This window comes from Streptomyces sp. NPDC044063, assembly GCF_056434285.1.
In genome coordinates this window covers 131,627-146,677 of record NZ_JBWKFM010000007.1, presented here as the reverse complement: position 1 = coordinate 146,677, position 15,051 = coordinate 131,627, and the positions used below count along the sequence as shown (strand labels likewise).

The 15,051-nt window shown below is 68.1% G+C and carries 14 protein-coding genes; 1 reads left to right on the top strand and 13 read right to left on the bottom strand.

Going from position 1 to position 15,051, the window contains the following annotated elements; genetic code table 11:
• Positions 1–50 precede the first annotated feature (50 nt).
• The 4 genes from AC07BS_RS11930 to AC07BS_RS11915 are packed head-to-tail and all read right to left on the bottom strand — an operon-like array spanning position 51 to position 8,940.
• Positions 51–977, bottom strand: a complete 927-nt coding sequence (locus tag AC07BS_RS11930) for a glycoside hydrolase family 25 protein (RefSeq protein ID WP_478931746.1) — start codon at positions 975–977, stop codon at positions 51–53.
• 17 nt (positions 978–994) lie between these two features.
• Complete coding sequence (locus tag AC07BS_RS11925) at positions 995–1,525, bottom strand: hypothetical protein (RefSeq protein WP_478931744.1); 531 nt, start codon at positions 1,523–1,525, stop codon at positions 995–997.
• Positions 1,526–1,565: 40 nt separating this feature from the next.
• Complete coding sequence (locus AC07BS_RS11920; RefSeq protein ID WP_478931742.1) at positions 1,566–5,015, bottom strand: hypothetical protein; 3,450 nt, start codon at positions 5,013–5,015, stop codon at positions 1,566–1,568.
• Between the two features lie 52 nt (positions 5,016–5,067).
• A complete protein-coding gene (locus AC07BS_RS11915; RefSeq protein WP_478931741.1) occupies positions 5,068–8,940 on the bottom strand; it encodes a phage tail tape measure protein in 3,873 nt (1,290 codons plus the stop codon).
• A gap of 47 nt (positions 8,941–8,987) precedes the next feature.
• Here AC07BS_RS11915 and AC07BS_RS11910 point away from each other — a divergent pair, with 47 nt between their 5' ends.
• Complete coding sequence (locus AC07BS_RS11910; RefSeq protein WP_478931739.1) at positions 8,988–9,374, top strand: hypothetical protein; 387 nt, start codon at positions 8,988–8,990, stop codon at positions 9,372–9,374.
• On the opposite strand, the gene AC07BS_RS11905 is transcribed toward AC07BS_RS11910, so the two are convergent.
• The 9 genes from AC07BS_RS11905 to AC07BS_RS11865 all read right to left on the bottom strand — a co-directional run bounded on the left by AC07BS_RS11905 (position 9,375) and on the right by AC07BS_RS11865 (position 14,966).
• Complete coding sequence (locus tag AC07BS_RS11905; protein WP_478931737.1) at positions 9,375–9,827, bottom strand: hypothetical protein; 453 nt, start codon at positions 9,825–9,827, stop codon at positions 9,375–9,377.
• A gap of 4 nt (positions 9,828–9,831) precedes the next feature.
• Entirely contained in the window at positions 9,832–9,978 is a 147-nt protein-coding gene (locus AC07BS_RS11900) for a hypothetical protein (RefSeq protein WP_478931735.1), read from the bottom strand.
• A 116-nt stretch (positions 9,979–10,094) separates the two neighbouring features.
• Positions 10,095–10,499 carry a hypothetical protein gene (locus tag AC07BS_RS11895; protein ID WP_478931733.1) on the bottom strand — a complete coding sequence of 135 codons (405 nt, stop codon included), beginning with the start codon at positions 10,497–10,499 and terminating at the stop codon, positions 10,095–10,097.
• 89 nt (positions 10,500–10,588) lie between these two features.
• Complete coding sequence (locus AC07BS_RS11890) at positions 10,589–11,740, bottom strand: phage tail tube protein (RefSeq protein WP_478931731.1); 1,152 nt, start codon at positions 11,738–11,740, stop codon at positions 10,589–10,591.
• The gene (locus AC07BS_RS11885; protein WP_478931729.1) at positions 11,737–11,967 is read right to left on the bottom strand and encodes a hypothetical protein; all 231 of its coding nucleotides are present in this window, start codon (positions 11,965–11,967) and stop codon (positions 11,737–11,739) included. Before AC07BS_RS11885 ends, AC07BS_RS11890 begins: the two co-directional genes overlap by 4 nt.
• Positions 11,968–12,047: 80 nt before the next feature.
• The gene (locus AC07BS_RS11880) at positions 12,048–12,539 is read right to left on the bottom strand and encodes a hypothetical protein (RefSeq protein WP_478931728.1); all 492 of its coding nucleotides are present in this window, start codon (positions 12,537–12,539) and stop codon (positions 12,048–12,050) included.
• Between the two features lie 19 nt (positions 12,540–12,558).
• Positions 12,559–13,227 carry a hypothetical protein gene (locus AC07BS_RS11875; RefSeq protein ID WP_478931726.1) on the bottom strand — a complete coding sequence of 223 codons (669 nt, stop codon included), beginning with the start codon at positions 13,225–13,227 and terminating at the stop codon, positions 12,559–12,561.
• Positions 13,228–13,230: 3 nt separating this feature from the next.
• Positions 13,231–13,518 carry a hypothetical protein gene (locus tag AC07BS_RS11870; protein WP_478931724.1) on the bottom strand — a complete coding sequence of 96 codons (288 nt, stop codon included), beginning with the start codon at positions 13,516–13,518 and terminating at the stop codon, positions 13,231–13,233.
• Positions 13,519–13,592: 74 nt separating this feature from the next.
• Positions 13,593–14,966, bottom strand: coding sequence for an SU10 major capsid protein (locus tag AC07BS_RS11865; protein ID WP_478931723.1), 1,374 nt, complete (start codon positions 14,964–14,966; stop codon positions 13,593–13,595).
• Positions 14,967–15,051: the final 85 nt, after the last annotated feature.

Below are 15,051 nucleotides of genomic sequence, written 5' to 3'. Positions count from 1 at the left end.
CGGGGTGGACGGTGTTTGCCGCGATGGTTCACGCCGCGGTGAGGCAGGGGCTACCAGGTTTCGATGGCGTAGGCGATGCCCGGGGCGGCGGACTGGAGGCTGACCTTCTGGTCGCCCGGCTGGAGCGCCACGTCGACGGTCCCCTTCCCCGAGGCGAGGGGGACGTCCTGGATGCGCCAGGAGGTGCCGTTGTGGATCGCGACGCGGACCGTGCCGGTGGGGGGCGTGGCGGCGATCTGGTCCATACCGAGGTGCAGGCGTCGGCGCGGGTAGCCGGCCCAGGCGGTTCCGGCCGGGACGAGGACCACGGTGGGCTGGGCGCCGGGCGTGATCTGGCCGGTGATCCATTGGGGCATGTCGTCCTCCTGGGGAACGGGTGTGGGGTCCGGCGTGGGCTGGAAGGAGAGCGCCCAGGAACGGAGTTCGCCGATGTCGCGGAGGTGGCAGTAGTCGCGGTCGACTCCGTCATCGCTGTACTGGTGGAAGAGCCAGTCACCCTGGATGCCTGGGTCGCCTGCGGCGCGGCCAGCGGTGGCGATCCAGAGGAAATCGCCGCGGTATCCGGTGGTGTCGACGTTGCGCCAGTAGTCCGTGTTGCAGTACATCCCGACGGGGTTGTGCGGCAGGCGCTCCTTGACGTAGCGGAGCCATGTCTCCTTGTACGCCGCCTGGACGGACCTCGGGACGCTGCGGTTGGCGTCGTCGTAGCCCTCCCAGTCCAGGACGACGATGTCCCCCGGCTCCCAGTTGACCTGGGCGAGGAAGAAGTCGGCCTCCGCGTGGGGGTCGTTGGCCATGTGGGGGTAGTGGTAGCCGCCCCAGACCAGCCCATGGTTCTTGGCGTGATCGCGCTGGGCGACCCATTTGGGGTTGGTGTACCCGAGCCCCTCGGTGATCTTGAGGAAGGCGAAGGCAAGGTCGGTCGTGTCGGGTTGCGATGGCTGGTAGGAGGCCCAGTCCTGGCCGTAGATGCCCATAGGGGTGCGCTCCTTCGTCAGCGGCTGAGCCAGTACACGCGCATGCTGGGCGCGAAGTCGGCGTTGTAGGCGGCCAGGGCTCCGCCGGAGGACTGCTGTCCCTGGACCTCGACGTAGTCGGTGGTGCCGTTCATCACGACGATCGTCGAGACGCACTGTCCGCACAGCACGGAGTTCGTGGCGTCGGCGCCGACCGCGGCGCCGGGTACGGCGCTGCCGTTGAGGGTGATGCGGCAGCGCCGGTAGCCGGTGGCGTTGCTATTCCAGCCGGCGGTGCCGACGACGAGGTAGGTGCCGGGGACGGTCGCGGTGTAGCGGCTGGTGTTGGTGACGGTGGAGTGCCCGCCGTCGGAGTCGACGACCTCGGTGTCCAGGGTGAACGAGGTGAAGGTGGCATTGGAGATCGACTGGGCGGTGGTCTGGTAGGCCGAGAAGACCGGCGGCGCGGTGGTGTAGTCGTTGAGGGCCTTGACCTGGGCGTTCCACAGGGCGCCGGTGATGAACTGGCCGGGGACGACGCTGGCTGCGGTTGGCACGGTGCGTGCCATGCCTCACCTCCGGGAGGGCGTAGGGCGCGGGGGTTGGCGGTCAGTAGGCGAATGCGCTGGAGTCGAAGGTGGTGACGGGGTCCCAGGTGGTGGGGTCGGTGACACCGGTGGGCAGGGGCTCGCAGATGACGTCGCCGGCTGCGTGGGCCTTGGTGGTGGCCGCGGTCAGGGTGATGGTGGCCTGGGTCCAGCCGGGAGAGGTCGCGCCGACGGAGGAGACGGTGACGGTCTCCTGGTTGGCGGTGTTCTGCCCGAGGACGATCTGCTGGCCCGCGGCCAGCTGGGCGGCCAGGGGGTTGGTGGTGTCGGCCGAGGCGTTGACGGTGATGGAGGTGACGCCGGAGCCGACGGTGGTTTTGAGGGTGGTGTGCCAGCTGGCGAAGGCGGCGTAGGGGGTCACGTCGGCGGGGCTGCACTGGAGGGTGAGCCAGGCGTCGCCGTTGTCGTCCTGATCCCAGGCCATGTTCTCCACGAAGCAGTCGATGGTGATGGCTGGCGCGGGGCTGGGAGGGCGCCGCATGACGCGGATCCGGGTTCCCAGCTCGAGGGACAAGCAGACCGGCCACAGGACGGGGTTCGCTGACGGGTGCAGTTTCAGCGAGGCGACCCGGGTCAAGGGCTGCTTATAGCGGGAGAGGAGATAGCCGGCCGCGTCCTGGCATTCCAGAGCGACCGAGGAATTGATCGACCGGCTCTGGGTGCGCGGGAAGTAGTCGGTGATCGAGGTCGTGTCCTGGGCGTAGAAGTTTTGCCCCGTGCTGGTCTGGGTGACGGTCACCTGGTTGGCCAGGCGTGTGGAGTCGTAGTCGAGGACGCAGTCCTCATACGGGTACTCGCCAGTCGCGGTGTTTTCCCCGAAGGTGTAGAGCGGGGTGGTGGCGTTGTAGCGGGCGCTGCGGGCCTTGAAGACCACGACCCCGGAGCGGTCGACGTAGTGCTGCCCTGCCTCGGTCTGCACCACGGCCTCGAGGGCGCTGACCGCGTCCTGGCCGCCGACGCTGGCCGGGCCCATGGAGGTGGTCAGGCCGGTCTGGATGCTGGAGGGCCCGATGTAGCCGGACCACTTCAGGATGCGTGCGTAGCGCTGGTCGGTGGTGTCTCCTGTGAAGCAGGATTTCCACGCGTTGTAGAGGTTGTTCATGTCCGTCGTGGACAGGGCCGAGGGGAATTCGGCGCAGAAGGACACGTCGCCTTTGAAATTGTCGGTGGAGTAGCCACCTCCGGGGACGTCGACGTAGGCGCCGAAGTTGTCGCTGACCAGGCCCGTGGGCTCCTGGCTGGTGGGGATGCTGGTCCAGGTCGTATTGACGCCGTCCAGATGGACCGTGAGCGTGGCGTTGGCGTGGCTGTAGCTGACGATGGCCAGGTGCCAATTTCCGTCAGCTGCGGTGGTGGGGCCGGGCGTGTAGGCGACGTAGGCGCCGGCGCTGGCGGGGCCGTTGATACCGAAGACGAATTGGCCACTGGTGTTGATCAGCCAGTACAGGACGGAGCCTCCGGGAAAGCCGGCGCCGCGCTGGCTGTCCATGCTGGACCAGAAGAAGGCGCCGTTGGCGGGGTTGGAGCCGGCTGTGTAGCGCCAGGCCGCCATGCGTGTCCATTCTCCGGCGGCGTTGGCCGGGCCGCGGATGCCAGCCTTGTTCAGGGCGAGGTAAGTGGAGGCGCCGAAGGCGTTCTGCCCGGGGTTAGGGTTGCTGATCGTGGCGACGGTGTTGGTGGATCCCGTGTAGATGCCGGTGGTGGGGTTGGCGGCGGTGATCTGGGTGCCGAAGACGAAGGACCCGGGCCCGTATTTGCTGGTGGTCAGCGGTGCGGGCGGGTTGGTGCCGGTCTGGTCTGTGGCCTGCTGGGAGCCCTGGGGGTCCTGCATCGTGTACAGGAACCGGGGCGAGTGGGAGTTGATCTCCATGGTGAGTGCGTCGTCCAGCTGCTGCTGGGACAGCAGCGCCATGGCGTCCACGCACGTCGCCGTGACGGTTCCATAGGTGCCGGACATGGTCCACTGGGGCGCGTACCGCTCGGCGAAGCCCCCGTACACCGGGTACCAGGTGCCCGGAACGGTCCACGCCGAGGCCGTTGAGCCGCGCTCTACCTGCCAGCCATCCACCTGGATCGAGCACGTCGCTGCCGCGGTTGCCGCAACCCGGATCCCGTAGACCGAGTAGGCGGCATCCGCGCCCAGCGTCGCGGTGACGGTCACGGTGGTCCAGGCGGCCGTCGTGGACCCGGTGAGGGTGGCCGTGCTGCCGACGTTCGCCGTGCCGACCAGACCGGCGGTGATGCTGTAGATGAACGGCGCGATCTGCAGGCTGGTGCTGGCGGTGACGTTCCGCACCCGCATCTGCAGGGTGTAGGTCGCGCCAGGCTCGCCGTTGGGCTGCGGGGTCCAGCAGATCAGACCCGGCGTGGTGGTCCCCGTGGCGGCAGCGGTGCCTGAGGGGACGGAGCACTGGATGACGGTGCTGCCCTGCCAGGCGCTGCTGGAGGTGACCGTCGACGCCAAGGGGTCGGTGGCGGAGAACGTGGCGGGGCCGTTGTTGCCCTGGTCGATGACTCCCAGGGGCACGCCGCCGACGTCGCCGCCGGTGGCCTGGAACTGAGAGAGAAGGTTCCGGGTGGGCGGCCACTGGGCCCGGATGCGGTAGGGCTGGTACGGCTGGAGGTGCCCATAGAAGGGGCCGGCGCTGTTGGTGGGGTCGAGGTCGCCGGCGGTGTTGGCCAAAGTGACGGAGGCCTCCGCCGCCCGCATCTGGTCGAGCTCGTACTGGCGACCACGGCTCACAGAGACGCGGCCGCGGGTGCGGCTGCTCATGTCGGTGTAGCGGTCCAGTGGCACGTCGCCGCCGTTGGCGTTCCACCGTGCGCCCCACCCGTGCTCGGCCAGCGGCCAGTTCGGGTTCGCGACGCCACCGAGGCGGGTGTTGACGTGCTGGAGGGTAGCGACGAGCCCGGCGGTCTCGGTGGCGCCGGCCGAGGTCTGGAAGGCGAACGTCATCGCGGTCGCCGCCCAGCTATAGGTGCTCGAGGTCAGCTGGGACCAGGTGACGCCGTCGGGGGATGCGTCGGCGTACCAGGTGCCGGCGGCCTCCCGTAGCCGCCACCACCGGTGTGCGTGCCCGTCGTAGGTGAGCAGGGTCGTGGTGGCGGTGGTCCCTGCGGTCTGGAGAGTGAACTTGAAGACGCCAGCCTCCACCCGCAGGGCGACGGAGTTGTTGGCATCCACCTTCAGCACGAAGGCGGTCTTGGTGTTGCCCGAACCGTTGGGAACGGCGCCGATCTGGGCGTAGATGCTGCTGGTGGTGGCGTCGTAGAGGGTGTTGGAGCCGAAGGTGTTCGTCACCCCGCTGGTGGTGGGTTGGGCGAGGGTGATCAGGTCGTAGACGGTGTCGAGGACCGCCACCCCGCCACCGGTGATGTTGGACCACACGCTCGTGTCGATCGCGGTGCTGGTGAAGGCGTCGACGAGGGTGGCGATCTTCGGGTTGGGCACCGGGCACCTCCCTGACAGTGGCGAGGCGCCCGGTGGCGCTCGGGTTCGGTGGTCAACGCTTGTAGGGCTGCCAGGTCTGGGAGTTGCGGGTGCCGAGCTGGAGCATCTGCTCCTGCACCACGTCCCGCAATTTCCGCTCGGTCAGCACGTGGCCCTCGACGGTGAGGTGCACGTGCTGGTGGATCACCACGCTCTGGCCGCCACCCGCTCCGGCGAGCGCAAGGCCCGGCGCGCCGACCGCGCCCGCTCCGACTACGGCTCCGGCGAGGTTGGTCGCGGCCCGCGTTGCGTGATGGACCGCTCCCTCGATGCCCTTGGCCAGGCCTTGCGGGACGTACTGTCCGAGCTCGGCGAAGACCTGGCTCGGGGAGCGGATACCGAGAGCCTTCTTGATCGCCGACTGCATGGACTTGGCGATCTTCAGCATCTGGGCCTCGATCTTCTTCTGCTGCGACTCCAGGCCCTTCACCAGCCCCTCCGCCGACTTGATCCCCGCCCCGTACATGCTGTCGGCCACCGCCGCACCGGTGGCATCAGCAGCGGACTGCATGCCGCGCTGGAGCTGGTTCATCTCCGCGATCTGCCCCCGTGTCGCCGAGGCCAGGGCCTGCGCGGTAGCGCCTCCCTGGTCTACGCCGGCGTTCGCGATTTGCTGCACCAGATCCGAGCGCAAGCCCTTGGCGCGCAGCTGCTGAAGGTGGCCGGCGAACTCCAGGGTGCGCTGAACCTGATCACGCATGCGCTGGACGACATCGAAACTGGAGAGCGTGCCACCGTCGGCCGGCGCGGAAGCGACGATGGTCGCGTTCTGCATGATGGCCTTGGACGCTTCGTCCCTGGCCTTCGTCCAGTCCTTCCACAGGTCGGAGACCTTCTTTTGCGCGTCCTTCAACCGGGAGGCGACACTGTCTCGCTGCCGGGCCAGCAACATCAGCAGGGCGTTGTCGTGGGCCACGGTGCGCTGCAGCGCCTTGTGGGAGGAACCGAAGGACACGTACAGGTCGCGCGCGAGGCGCTGGGAGGCGGACCGCACGCGGGCGGTGGAGCCGGTGAGCCCGTCCACCAGGCCGTGGAGCACCCACGCTCCGAGTGCCTTGAACGTCCTCGAGGGGGAGGCGATCCCCAGCTCTGAGGCGAAGGCACTGGCCGTCGCCGCCGCAACGCCGCGCATCCGCCCGACCACGGCTGGCGCATCGGTGCTGATGCCCTGGGCCAGGCCCTGCATGAGGGCCTGGCCTGAGTACAGCGTCCAGCCCCGCCCGGAGAAGGGGCCCTCCTTGGCTGGGCTGAAAGGGAGCAGGTTCCGGGCCGAGGACAGCACACTGCTCACGGAGCTGCGCACTGAGCCGGCCATGGACTGGATGCCACTGATCAGCCCTCTGAGCAGGGCCTGCCCGGAGCTGTAGAGGAGGGATCCGAGGTAGCCAAGGGCGCTGCGCAGTTGGCTGGGCAGGCCGCGCATCCATCCCAGCACGCTGGCCGCCACGCTGCGGGAGGCCGCGTAGAAGCGGTTCCAGGCGCTGCTGGCCAGTGAGGACAGCTGGCCAGCGAGGGAGGCGAGCATGCTCAGGATGCGTCCGGGCAGCCCGGAGACCCACGAGACGAGGGATCGCCCGACGGCGACGGTCGCGCGGTAGGCCGCGGAGAAGCCGGCGGTGATCTGCCCCCAGTGCTTGATGATCAGGCCCACGGCGAGGCCGATGGGGCCGGTCAGCAGGGTCACCAGCAGCAGCCAGTGGCTCTTGACGAAGTTGATCACAAAGGACACTGCGGCGCTGATGGCCGCCTTGATCTGGTTCCAGTAGGTGACAACTCCGACAACAGCCAAGCCGAGGGGGCCAAGCAGGACGATCAGCAGGAGTTGCCAGTGCGCCCGGACAAAGCTGATCACAAAGGACACCGCTGCCATGACGGCTTTGAAGACCGCTTGTACGGCGTTGCGGAACGTCGCGAAGTGGAAATAGGCGTACACCAGCGCCGCAATCAGCGCGGTGATCCCCAGCACGATGAGCATGACGGGGTTGTCGCTCATTGCGATGTTGAGCAACCACTGAGCGGCAGCGGCTGACCTCTCGGCTGCAGCCTGAGCCAGGAGCCGGATGCGATTCAGCGCCCATGCTGCCGCCGCGCGCAGCCCGTTTGCCGCCGCGATGAGCATCTTCTTACCGAAGTCGACTGCTGCGAGACCAGCAGTCTTCAAAGCCAACCCGACGCTTTTGGCACCGTTGATGAGGCCGGACCACGCTGCTCTCCCGCCCCGGGCAGAGATTTCGCCGACCTTACGGCCGAAGGACGCCACGGCACTGCTGGCCTTCCCCGCCCCAGCGCGGATTCCGTCCCACGCGTACATCGCCCGCAGCCGTGCAGTGTCGAACGCAGACGAAGCCCCGGAAGCGACTCGGTCCCAGCGCACCTTCCCGATTGCTTTGCCGATCCCTCCGACGGCACTGACGAAAGGCTTGATGGCGCCGCCGATGAACTTCAGCACGGACCCTGTCAGAACAACGCCGATCACCGTCGCCAGAGCGTAGGTGGCGGCCTTGTGCTGCTCGAAGAACCCGATGACCGACAAGATGACAGGAATCAGCTTGGCGCCGATCGTGATGGCCGCCGTGGTGACGGTTTCCTTCAAACGGCCCATCTGCACGTTGAAGGACCGCTGGGTGATCTCCCAGCCCTCGACGTCCTTCCCAGCATGGTTCATAGACTTGCCGACTTTGGCGACACGGTCCCTGAAACCCTCAGTGTTCTCGCCCGTCAGCTGCAACGTAGTGTTCAGCCCGATCGCACCGCCGGTCATCTTCTTGATGGCCTCGGTATACGTCTGGGCCGCTGGCCCGCCCTTCTTCAGCTCCGCGGAGAAGCCGTTGGTCTTGTTCTGCAGGGTCGCGTATTGCGACAGCAGGTTTGCCTGCTCTGGCGGGAGACCCTTGAGCTCCTTACGCCAGTCACCGAGCGAGATGGTGCCCTTGGAGTACGCCAGCGCGAGCTTCTGCAGGCTCGGCGGCATGCTCTGGACCATCTTGTCAGCGTTGGCCGCGGCCTGCTTGGTCTGGTTGAACACGTCGAGCAGGACGGTGCCTGACCGCCCCATCTTCGACAGGACCGTCTGCGACAGGAGATCCAAAGTGCCCGTCAAGCCACGCTTACCAAGCTTGGTGGACACGTCCGTCGAGGACAGACCCAGGCGCTGCATTTCCTGGACGGCCACGTTGTTCGGCGCAGCCAGGCTGCGGATCGTGGAGGCGAGTTCCTGCGTTGCCTCACGTGCGCTCGTACCATGCTGCGTCAGCGTGGCAATCGCACCACCCACCTCCGCGAAACTGACCTTGTTCGCGGATGCAATAGGGATGACAGTCGCCAATGATGCAGAGAATTCCTGCATCGTCATTTTGCCCTCGCCGGCCGCGGTCTTGATGGCGTTCATCACGCGCACCGAGTCCGAAGCCTGGAGGTGGTACGACGCCATGACGCTGGTCATCGCGTTCGTGACGTCCTTAAGCTCCGCACCCTCCTCCCGGGCACCCTGAGCGGCGGCCCGGAGGACCTTCAGACCATCCGCCCCACGGTAGCCGGCCTTCTCGACCTGGTACATGCCCTCGGCCAGCTGGCCCGTGGACGTGCCGGTCGACCGCGCCAGCGACATGACGCCGTCCGAGACCAGCTTCAGGTTGCGCTCCGACTCACCGCATGCGGTGACCAGGAGGTTCATCTGCTGCTGGAAGTCACCGGCTGCCTTGACCCCGTAGGCGACGAAGCCGATCCCCACAGCCGTGGTGGCCTTGCCGACCTTCGTCAGCATGCCCCCGAGGCCGCCCATCCTGGCGGTGAACGACTCCCCGGTCTGGGCAGCCTGGGTCATCCCCCGGGTGAAGGGGGCGGTCTCGGCCCGTAGGCGTACAAAGAGATCGGCGACCTCGGCCACAGCAAACCCCCTCACAGCACGATGCGGGGCCGCTACGGTGAGGCGGCATGACGAGAGCGACAGAGGCCGTCGCAACGGCTGTGATCGTGGCGGGCCTGCTATGCGGCTGCGCCGCTCAACCGCCGGCGCCCAAGGCCACCGCCGCCACGACCGGGCCAGCGCCGACTGACGACGAGGCAGTCGGCACGAAGGCACTCGGGGGGCAGCTGCGAGCGGAGGACCTCGGTATCCACCACGAGGGTCTTCCGCCCGTCGAGGACTATCAGCGCAAGGCCGCCTACCTGTCCACGGTGTGCACCGAGCGAGGCGACGCGCTCAAGCAGATCATCGAGCGTGTCCACACCTCGCAGCACCAGCCCAACCGCTACCAGGCGATGGGCTACATGGCCGCGCTGCAGCACCCGCCAGCCTCTTCGTGCAACGGCTTCCGTTGATCACAGGCGCGGCCAGCCGGTCCGGAAGGCGCTCTGATAGAGCTGTGGCGCGACCGTGGTGACGCCGAACCGGTAGGCAGGCCGAAGGAAGGGGTAGACCGCACCGTTCTTCAAGCCGGTCTCCAGGTACAGCCCGTACCGGCTGGACGGTGTGCGCCCGTACGGTGGGGTGAACCCCACGCCCGTGCCCACCTTGGTCTCCCAACCGGTGCCGGTCGGCAGTACAGGGGTGTGGGTGATCGAGCGGCGCAGCGTCCCGGAGATCACCGACGGCCCGGTGCCGGGCCGTGCCGGAGTCGGTGTGCCCCGCTGATGGCCGCCAACTGAGGCGTTGATTTTGGCCTGGCGCTCGATGGCCAGGGACAATTGCGTCAGGACGCGACGAGTCTTGAGCTGCCCCTCACGGGTGATCTCCGTGAAGAGGCGGCCGAACAGCCCGGGGCGCAGCTCCACGTGATCACCCCATTCGCGACTCCCGCTCGGCGCGCCGTTGTTCGCGTTCCTGCTCGCGCTGCTCGTGCTCGGCGAGCATCCCGAGGATGTCCAGGCAGTAGCGGCGCACGTACACGGGCGTGGCCTGAAGCTGATCCCAAGACCAGTGCATGCGGCGCATCAGCACGTAGTCGGCCCACTCGGCCGGCGTCTCCTGCGACGCCCACGTCCCCTGGATGATCGATTCGATGGGGACGAGGACGTCTTCGTAGTACGGGGAGCCGGGGCCTACTGAGGGTCCGCGACGCGGCTGATCTCCTCCATGATCCGATTCGTGATCCGCAGCGGAAGCTTGGCGATGTTCTCCGGCGTGATGTCCCCCAGCCGCGGCTGCCCGCCACCCTCCCGCAGCTGCTCGTAGAGCGCGACGGGGTCGGCCTCCGGCCCGACCTCGGGCGGTGCCACGCCGTTGGGGTCGTAGACCTTCCACGCCACGATCACCCGCGCGAACACGCGGTACATGGCCTCCTGGGCGGCCTGTGGGTCGATCGGTTGGCCGTTGGCGTCGACCGGGACGTCCTCCGGGGTGATGTCCCTGGGCGGCAGCAGCTGCGGATTGCGCATCAGCACCGAGACCTCGTCACCAAGGTCGGGGAACTGCAGCAGAACGAAAGGGTTCGTGTAGCCAGACACAGGCTTGCTCCTTGAAGGTGAGGGCGTTGAGGGCGTAGGGGTGTCCTCGGCCGTGCCGCGACGCCCTCACGCGCGGCACGGCCGAGGAGTCAGTAGGCGGCCGTGACCCAGTTCTTCAGCACGGCCTGGATGGCGCCGGCGTCGGTGGAGTTGTAGATGCCGGAGATCTCGAAGTCGGCGGTGACGTAGTTGCCGCCCTTGTCGTAGCCGCCCTTGGACCATCCGGGCTGGGTGGTGGTCAGCGTCAGCGACGCCCCGCCGGCCGTGACGGGCTGGGTCAGTACCGCTGTGGTGGGGCTGGTCTGGAGCGCCTGCAGGTACTGGTTGTAGTCGGTATCCGACTCGTAGATCGCCTTGTACTTGATGTCGGCGTCCAGGACCCCGGAGAAGACCTCCCGCGGCTGCTGAGTGCCGTTGGAGGCGTGGATGGCGTCGACGTCGCGCTTGAGGGTCAGGTCGTAGGACAGGCCCCGGGTCGAGGAAGCGCCGGCATTGGTCATGGCCCACTGCCAGCCGAGCATCGGCTGCACGCTGGTGAAGGTCGGCGCGGACAGACCGGTCTGGACTGCTCCGATCCAGCCGGTCACCTTGGTGTCGATGGTGGCCGTGCCCTTCGGGTCGATCTTGAATCCGACCTCGGAGATCATGCAGCCCGGGTAGCCCCACGCCTCGAATACGTTGTGATCCACCAGCGAGTACGTCGGCTTGGCGACGGACGTGGACTGCTTGAACGTGTGCGTCGTCTGCGAGACAACCGTCACGCTCGAGGAGTGCGCCTTGGTCAGACCGCCGGACGGGGAACTGATGGGGATCGTGTACGGGCCCGAACCGGACGGCGTCCCGGTGATCGCATACTCCAGATTCGTGGAGGTGTCGATCGCGATGGTGGAGCCGGCCGGAATCGAGGCCGCGGTCGAGATGGACGTAGCCCCGATGGTGGTCGACGAGGACAGGGTCGTCGAGACGCCGGCGGTGACGGTGTCAGGGCCGATGACCCGCAGGAAGTAGCCCAGGACGTCGGGGTATGCGGCGAGCTCCAGGGATCCGCTGGTTTGACCGACGCCCTGGTACAGGCCCTGGAGGTTGGTGTCGTTGGCCCGGTACGACTCGTCCTTGAGCTGGGTGTATTCGATGTTGAAGTCGCTCTTGGTGACCGGCAGGTAGAACGTCGGGGCAAGGAACGTGCCCTGGACAGATTCCTTGGCGATGCCGACCCATCCGAGCCGAGAGAGGAGCGTCACCGCGGCTCACCTCCCTTGCTCTCGTCCGTGTCCGTGTTCTTCCTGGCCCGCGTCTTGGGCGGGGGGTCACTGGCCTCATCGGCCGTGGCCGTCGGTTCGTCGGCGGGACTCCAGCCATCGAGGAGGACCGGGTGGTCCGTTGTTTCACCGGGGGCCACTGTGCGCGGCCCGGAGTCGTCGGTCGCGGCGAAGTCCCACGCCGTGGTGGTGTCGTTGCGCTGGCGCACAGGGCTCTCCCGGGAACGGGGTCATGGGAAAGCCCCCGGGCCAGGCAGGCACGGGGGCTGAAAGGGGGCCGGGCGGGGCGTCAGCCGTTGATCTCGGCGTCGTCCGCCCAGTAGGTGACCGTGCACCGAAGGTCGGCGCGGTCACGCAGACTCGGCTCGGGATCGGCGAAGTCGACCGTGACTTCGGGCGGGTTCTCAGCCACGGACAGGAACCGGCCGCCGTGCGTCTTGTCGAGCATCAGGCCGCCGATGCGCTGCAGCACCATCTCCACGGCGTCATCGAGGGCCTGCTGCACCTCCTCGCTGCTACCGGTGGGCGATGAGGACGGCCAGACGATGCGCAGCTCGAACAGATGCCTGGCCATGCGGCGCACGTGGGCGGTGCGTTCCTCGCGCAGCTGGCGGCGCAGCACGTACAGCTGGGTGCGGCGCTGCGCGGGGGTGCGCGGAAGGTAGGCCTGGACGATGTCGAAGGGGCCGCCGAACGACGTGTGCAGCGCAGGGAGGCCGTCGGCGGGGTCGTATGCGGTCAGCCAGGCCGCTTCCCTGGCTGCCGCGTCGGAGCTGCTCACCCGATCACCTCCGCCGTGTTCACGTGCGCTGGTAGTTGCACAGGATCGCCTCGGCCTGGGAGGTCAGGACGCCCCGGTCGTGGCCGAACTGGGTGCCGGCCGGATCGATTTCGCCCAGGACCAGGCTGGCGGCGAGGAGCTTGCAGGCGCGGCCCAGGTCAGCAGGGACGGTGGCGTATCCACCGTCGTAGGTGATGCGGATGAGGGAACCGATGGGCAGGAACGTCCCCAGGCTGAACCAGACGTGGCCCGAGTCGGCCTCGGCGCCGATCAGTGAGGCCGCGCTGACGGTCTGCGACCCGCCGTAGGAGCGGAGGATCGTGACGTGGAGGTTGGCGTAGGTCCACATCTCGGGGTAGCGGGGGGCGAATTCGTTCAGCCAGACGTGCCGGACCTGATCCCCGGAGCCGAGGGCATCGGCATAGGAACGGCCGAGCGTGCCCTGGATGTCCATGGGCAGCCCGGCGGCCTCGGTGTACTCGTCGGGGTCGATGCCCTGGGCCCTGTGCGACTCCGGCACGCCCGTGAAGGGGGCCAGGCGGCGTCCGGTGATGCCCTCGCACTGGCGGGTGGCCTCGATCATGAGCTGGCCGAGGGCGTCGGGCGCGTAGTCCCGGACGAGATCGGCGAACTGCCCGGATGCCAGGTCCACCGAGGTCGCGAGCGGCGCCGGGGAGTCCGCAGCCATGGACTACTCCTGAACAGCAGGTCGGCGGCCGCGACGGCCGGCGCTCTTGGGCGCTTCCAGCTCGTCGGCTCGCGGGTCGACCTCGCCGAACTCCGACGGTGTCCGGCTGTCGGGCCCCGGCGTGCTGCCGGATCGCCGCGCGTTGGGGGTGACCTCGCTGAACCCACCGTCGGGGATCGCGAGGAGCGCAGCGGCCTGGCCGGGGTCCTCGACGTCGACGACGGCCCCATCTTCTGGCCAGGTATGGCCATGGGAGTCGCTGCCGGCGCGCTCCTTACGGATGAGCGGCATCAGGTTCGCTCCTTTCGCAGAAGGGGCACTGCGGCACACCAGGGGGAGGTATGTGCCGCAGCGCCCGGGGGCGGTCAGCTGGCGAGGGTGTTGGTGACCCGGGCCAGCCGCCCCAGGTACTTCGGGCCCCGAACCGCGAGGGTGGTGTCCGAGACGATCGCGAAGGGGAGCTGGTCGGGGCCGCTGGTGGTCGGGTAGACGTCCAGCGGGGTGAGCTCGCGCACGTAGGGGCGGACCACGAAGTCCTGGTTGCGGGACATCAGGTACACGTTCTCCTGGCCCGTGGACTGCGGCTTCATGGAGCTGTTGGTGCCCACGTAGGCGGCTGGGTTGGTCGCGGGAACCGTGCTGCCGTTCTTCGGGGTCAGGGTTACGCCGTCGTCGACGATGCTCGTGGTCAGGATCGGGGTGACCCCGTCGGCCCCGACGCCCACGGTGGCATCCACGTAGCCCAGCAGGGTTTCCGTGCCGGTGGAGACGGAGCGGAAAACCTTGTAGAGGTTGGGCTGCGCGCCGTCGAGGCCGGTCGGGGTGCTGAAGCTGAGTGTGACGGTGGAGGTGGCGCCGGTGGTGGCCTGGGAGACCTCGGCCGAGGGCAGGACCTCGCCCTGGCGGGCGATGACCGGCACGATCCGGTAGTAGTACGTCGCCGCGGCCAGGGAGCCGCCGCTGGTGGAGGTGGCGGTGGTGACGGTGCCCATGCTGAACGCCCGCGCGGACAGGAAGCTTGTCTTCACCAGCGGGACGTCGCGGTAGGTGAGGACGTTGAGGCCGCTGGCGATCTCCACGCGGTCGACGAAACGCTGCTGAGCGGTCAGCAGCTGCGCGACGCGTGAGGCGGCGGTCGGCGACATCACGAACATCCAGCTGGAGTCCTGCACGGCCATGGCGGACTGCTGCTCGACCATGTCGATGAGCTGGTCGAGCGCGCCCAGCGACAGCGCGGCGTTGAAGTCGATGGCGTTCTGAGACGTGCCGGAGAAGGTACTGGCGAGGGAGTCCAGGCCATCGAACTGCGGGTACCCGCCGTACTGCGTGGATCCACTGTTGCCCCACAGGACGGCGTTCTCGATGTCCCAGTACAGGCCCTGGATCGATCCCTCGATCTCCTGGGCGCGCAGGTCCCCGATGAGCTGGCGGGTCACGGCCTGGGAGTAGCCGGTGACGGCGCCGACCGCCTGGAGGTTGCGGATGGTGAAGGAGTTCTGGACGTAGGTGGAGTTGCTCACCGGGCGGGCGCCGCCGTCGGTGACGAATCCGCCCTGCCCGCGAGCGGTGCGCTGGTTGAAGTAGTAGACCGTGCTGTCCCACTTGCGGCTCGGGATCGCCCGCACGAGCGGGGAGTAGCGCCGCTGGTACTCCAGCAGCATCGGGTCAATGATCTTGGGGACGAGCGCGGCCGCGCCGGCCGCCGTCAGCGCCTCGCGCAGTTCATTCTGGCTGGTCATGACAGTGCCTTTCCGGCAGGTAGATACGGCGAAGCCCCGCGCCACGGACATGGGCGGGGCGGGTGACCATCGCTGCCGGGCGGCA

Excerpts from the sequence above, each read along its gene's own strand:
- AC07BS_RS11910 (WP_478931739.1), top strand. The coding sequence starts at position 8,988 with ATGACGAGAGCGACAGAGGCCGTCGCAACGGCTGTGATCGTGGCGGGC.
- AC07BS_RS11925 (WP_478931744.1), bottom strand. The coding sequence starts at position 1,525 with ATGGCACGCACCGTGCCAACCGCAGCCAGCGTCGTCCCCGGCCAGTTC.
- AC07BS_RS11870 (WP_478931724.1), bottom strand. The coding sequence starts at position 13,518 with ATGCCGCTCATCCGTAAGGAGCGCGCCGGCAGCGACTCCCATGGCCAT.
- AC07BS_RS11865 (WP_478931723.1), bottom strand. The coding sequence starts at position 14,966 with ATGACCAGCCAGAATGAACTGCGCGAGGCGCTGACGGCGGCCGGCGCG.
- AC07BS_RS11900 (WP_478931735.1), bottom strand. The coding sequence starts at position 9,978 with ATGCACTGGTCTTGGGATCAGCTTCAGGCCACGCCCGTGTACGTGCGC.
- AC07BS_RS11875 (WP_478931726.1), bottom strand. The coding sequence starts at position 13,227 with ATGGCTGCGGACTCCCCGGCGCCGCTCGCGACCTCGGTGGACCTGGCA.
- AC07BS_RS11930 (WP_478931746.1), bottom strand. The coding sequence starts at position 977 with ATGGGCATCTACGGCCAGGACTGGGCCTCCTACCAGCCATCGCAACCC.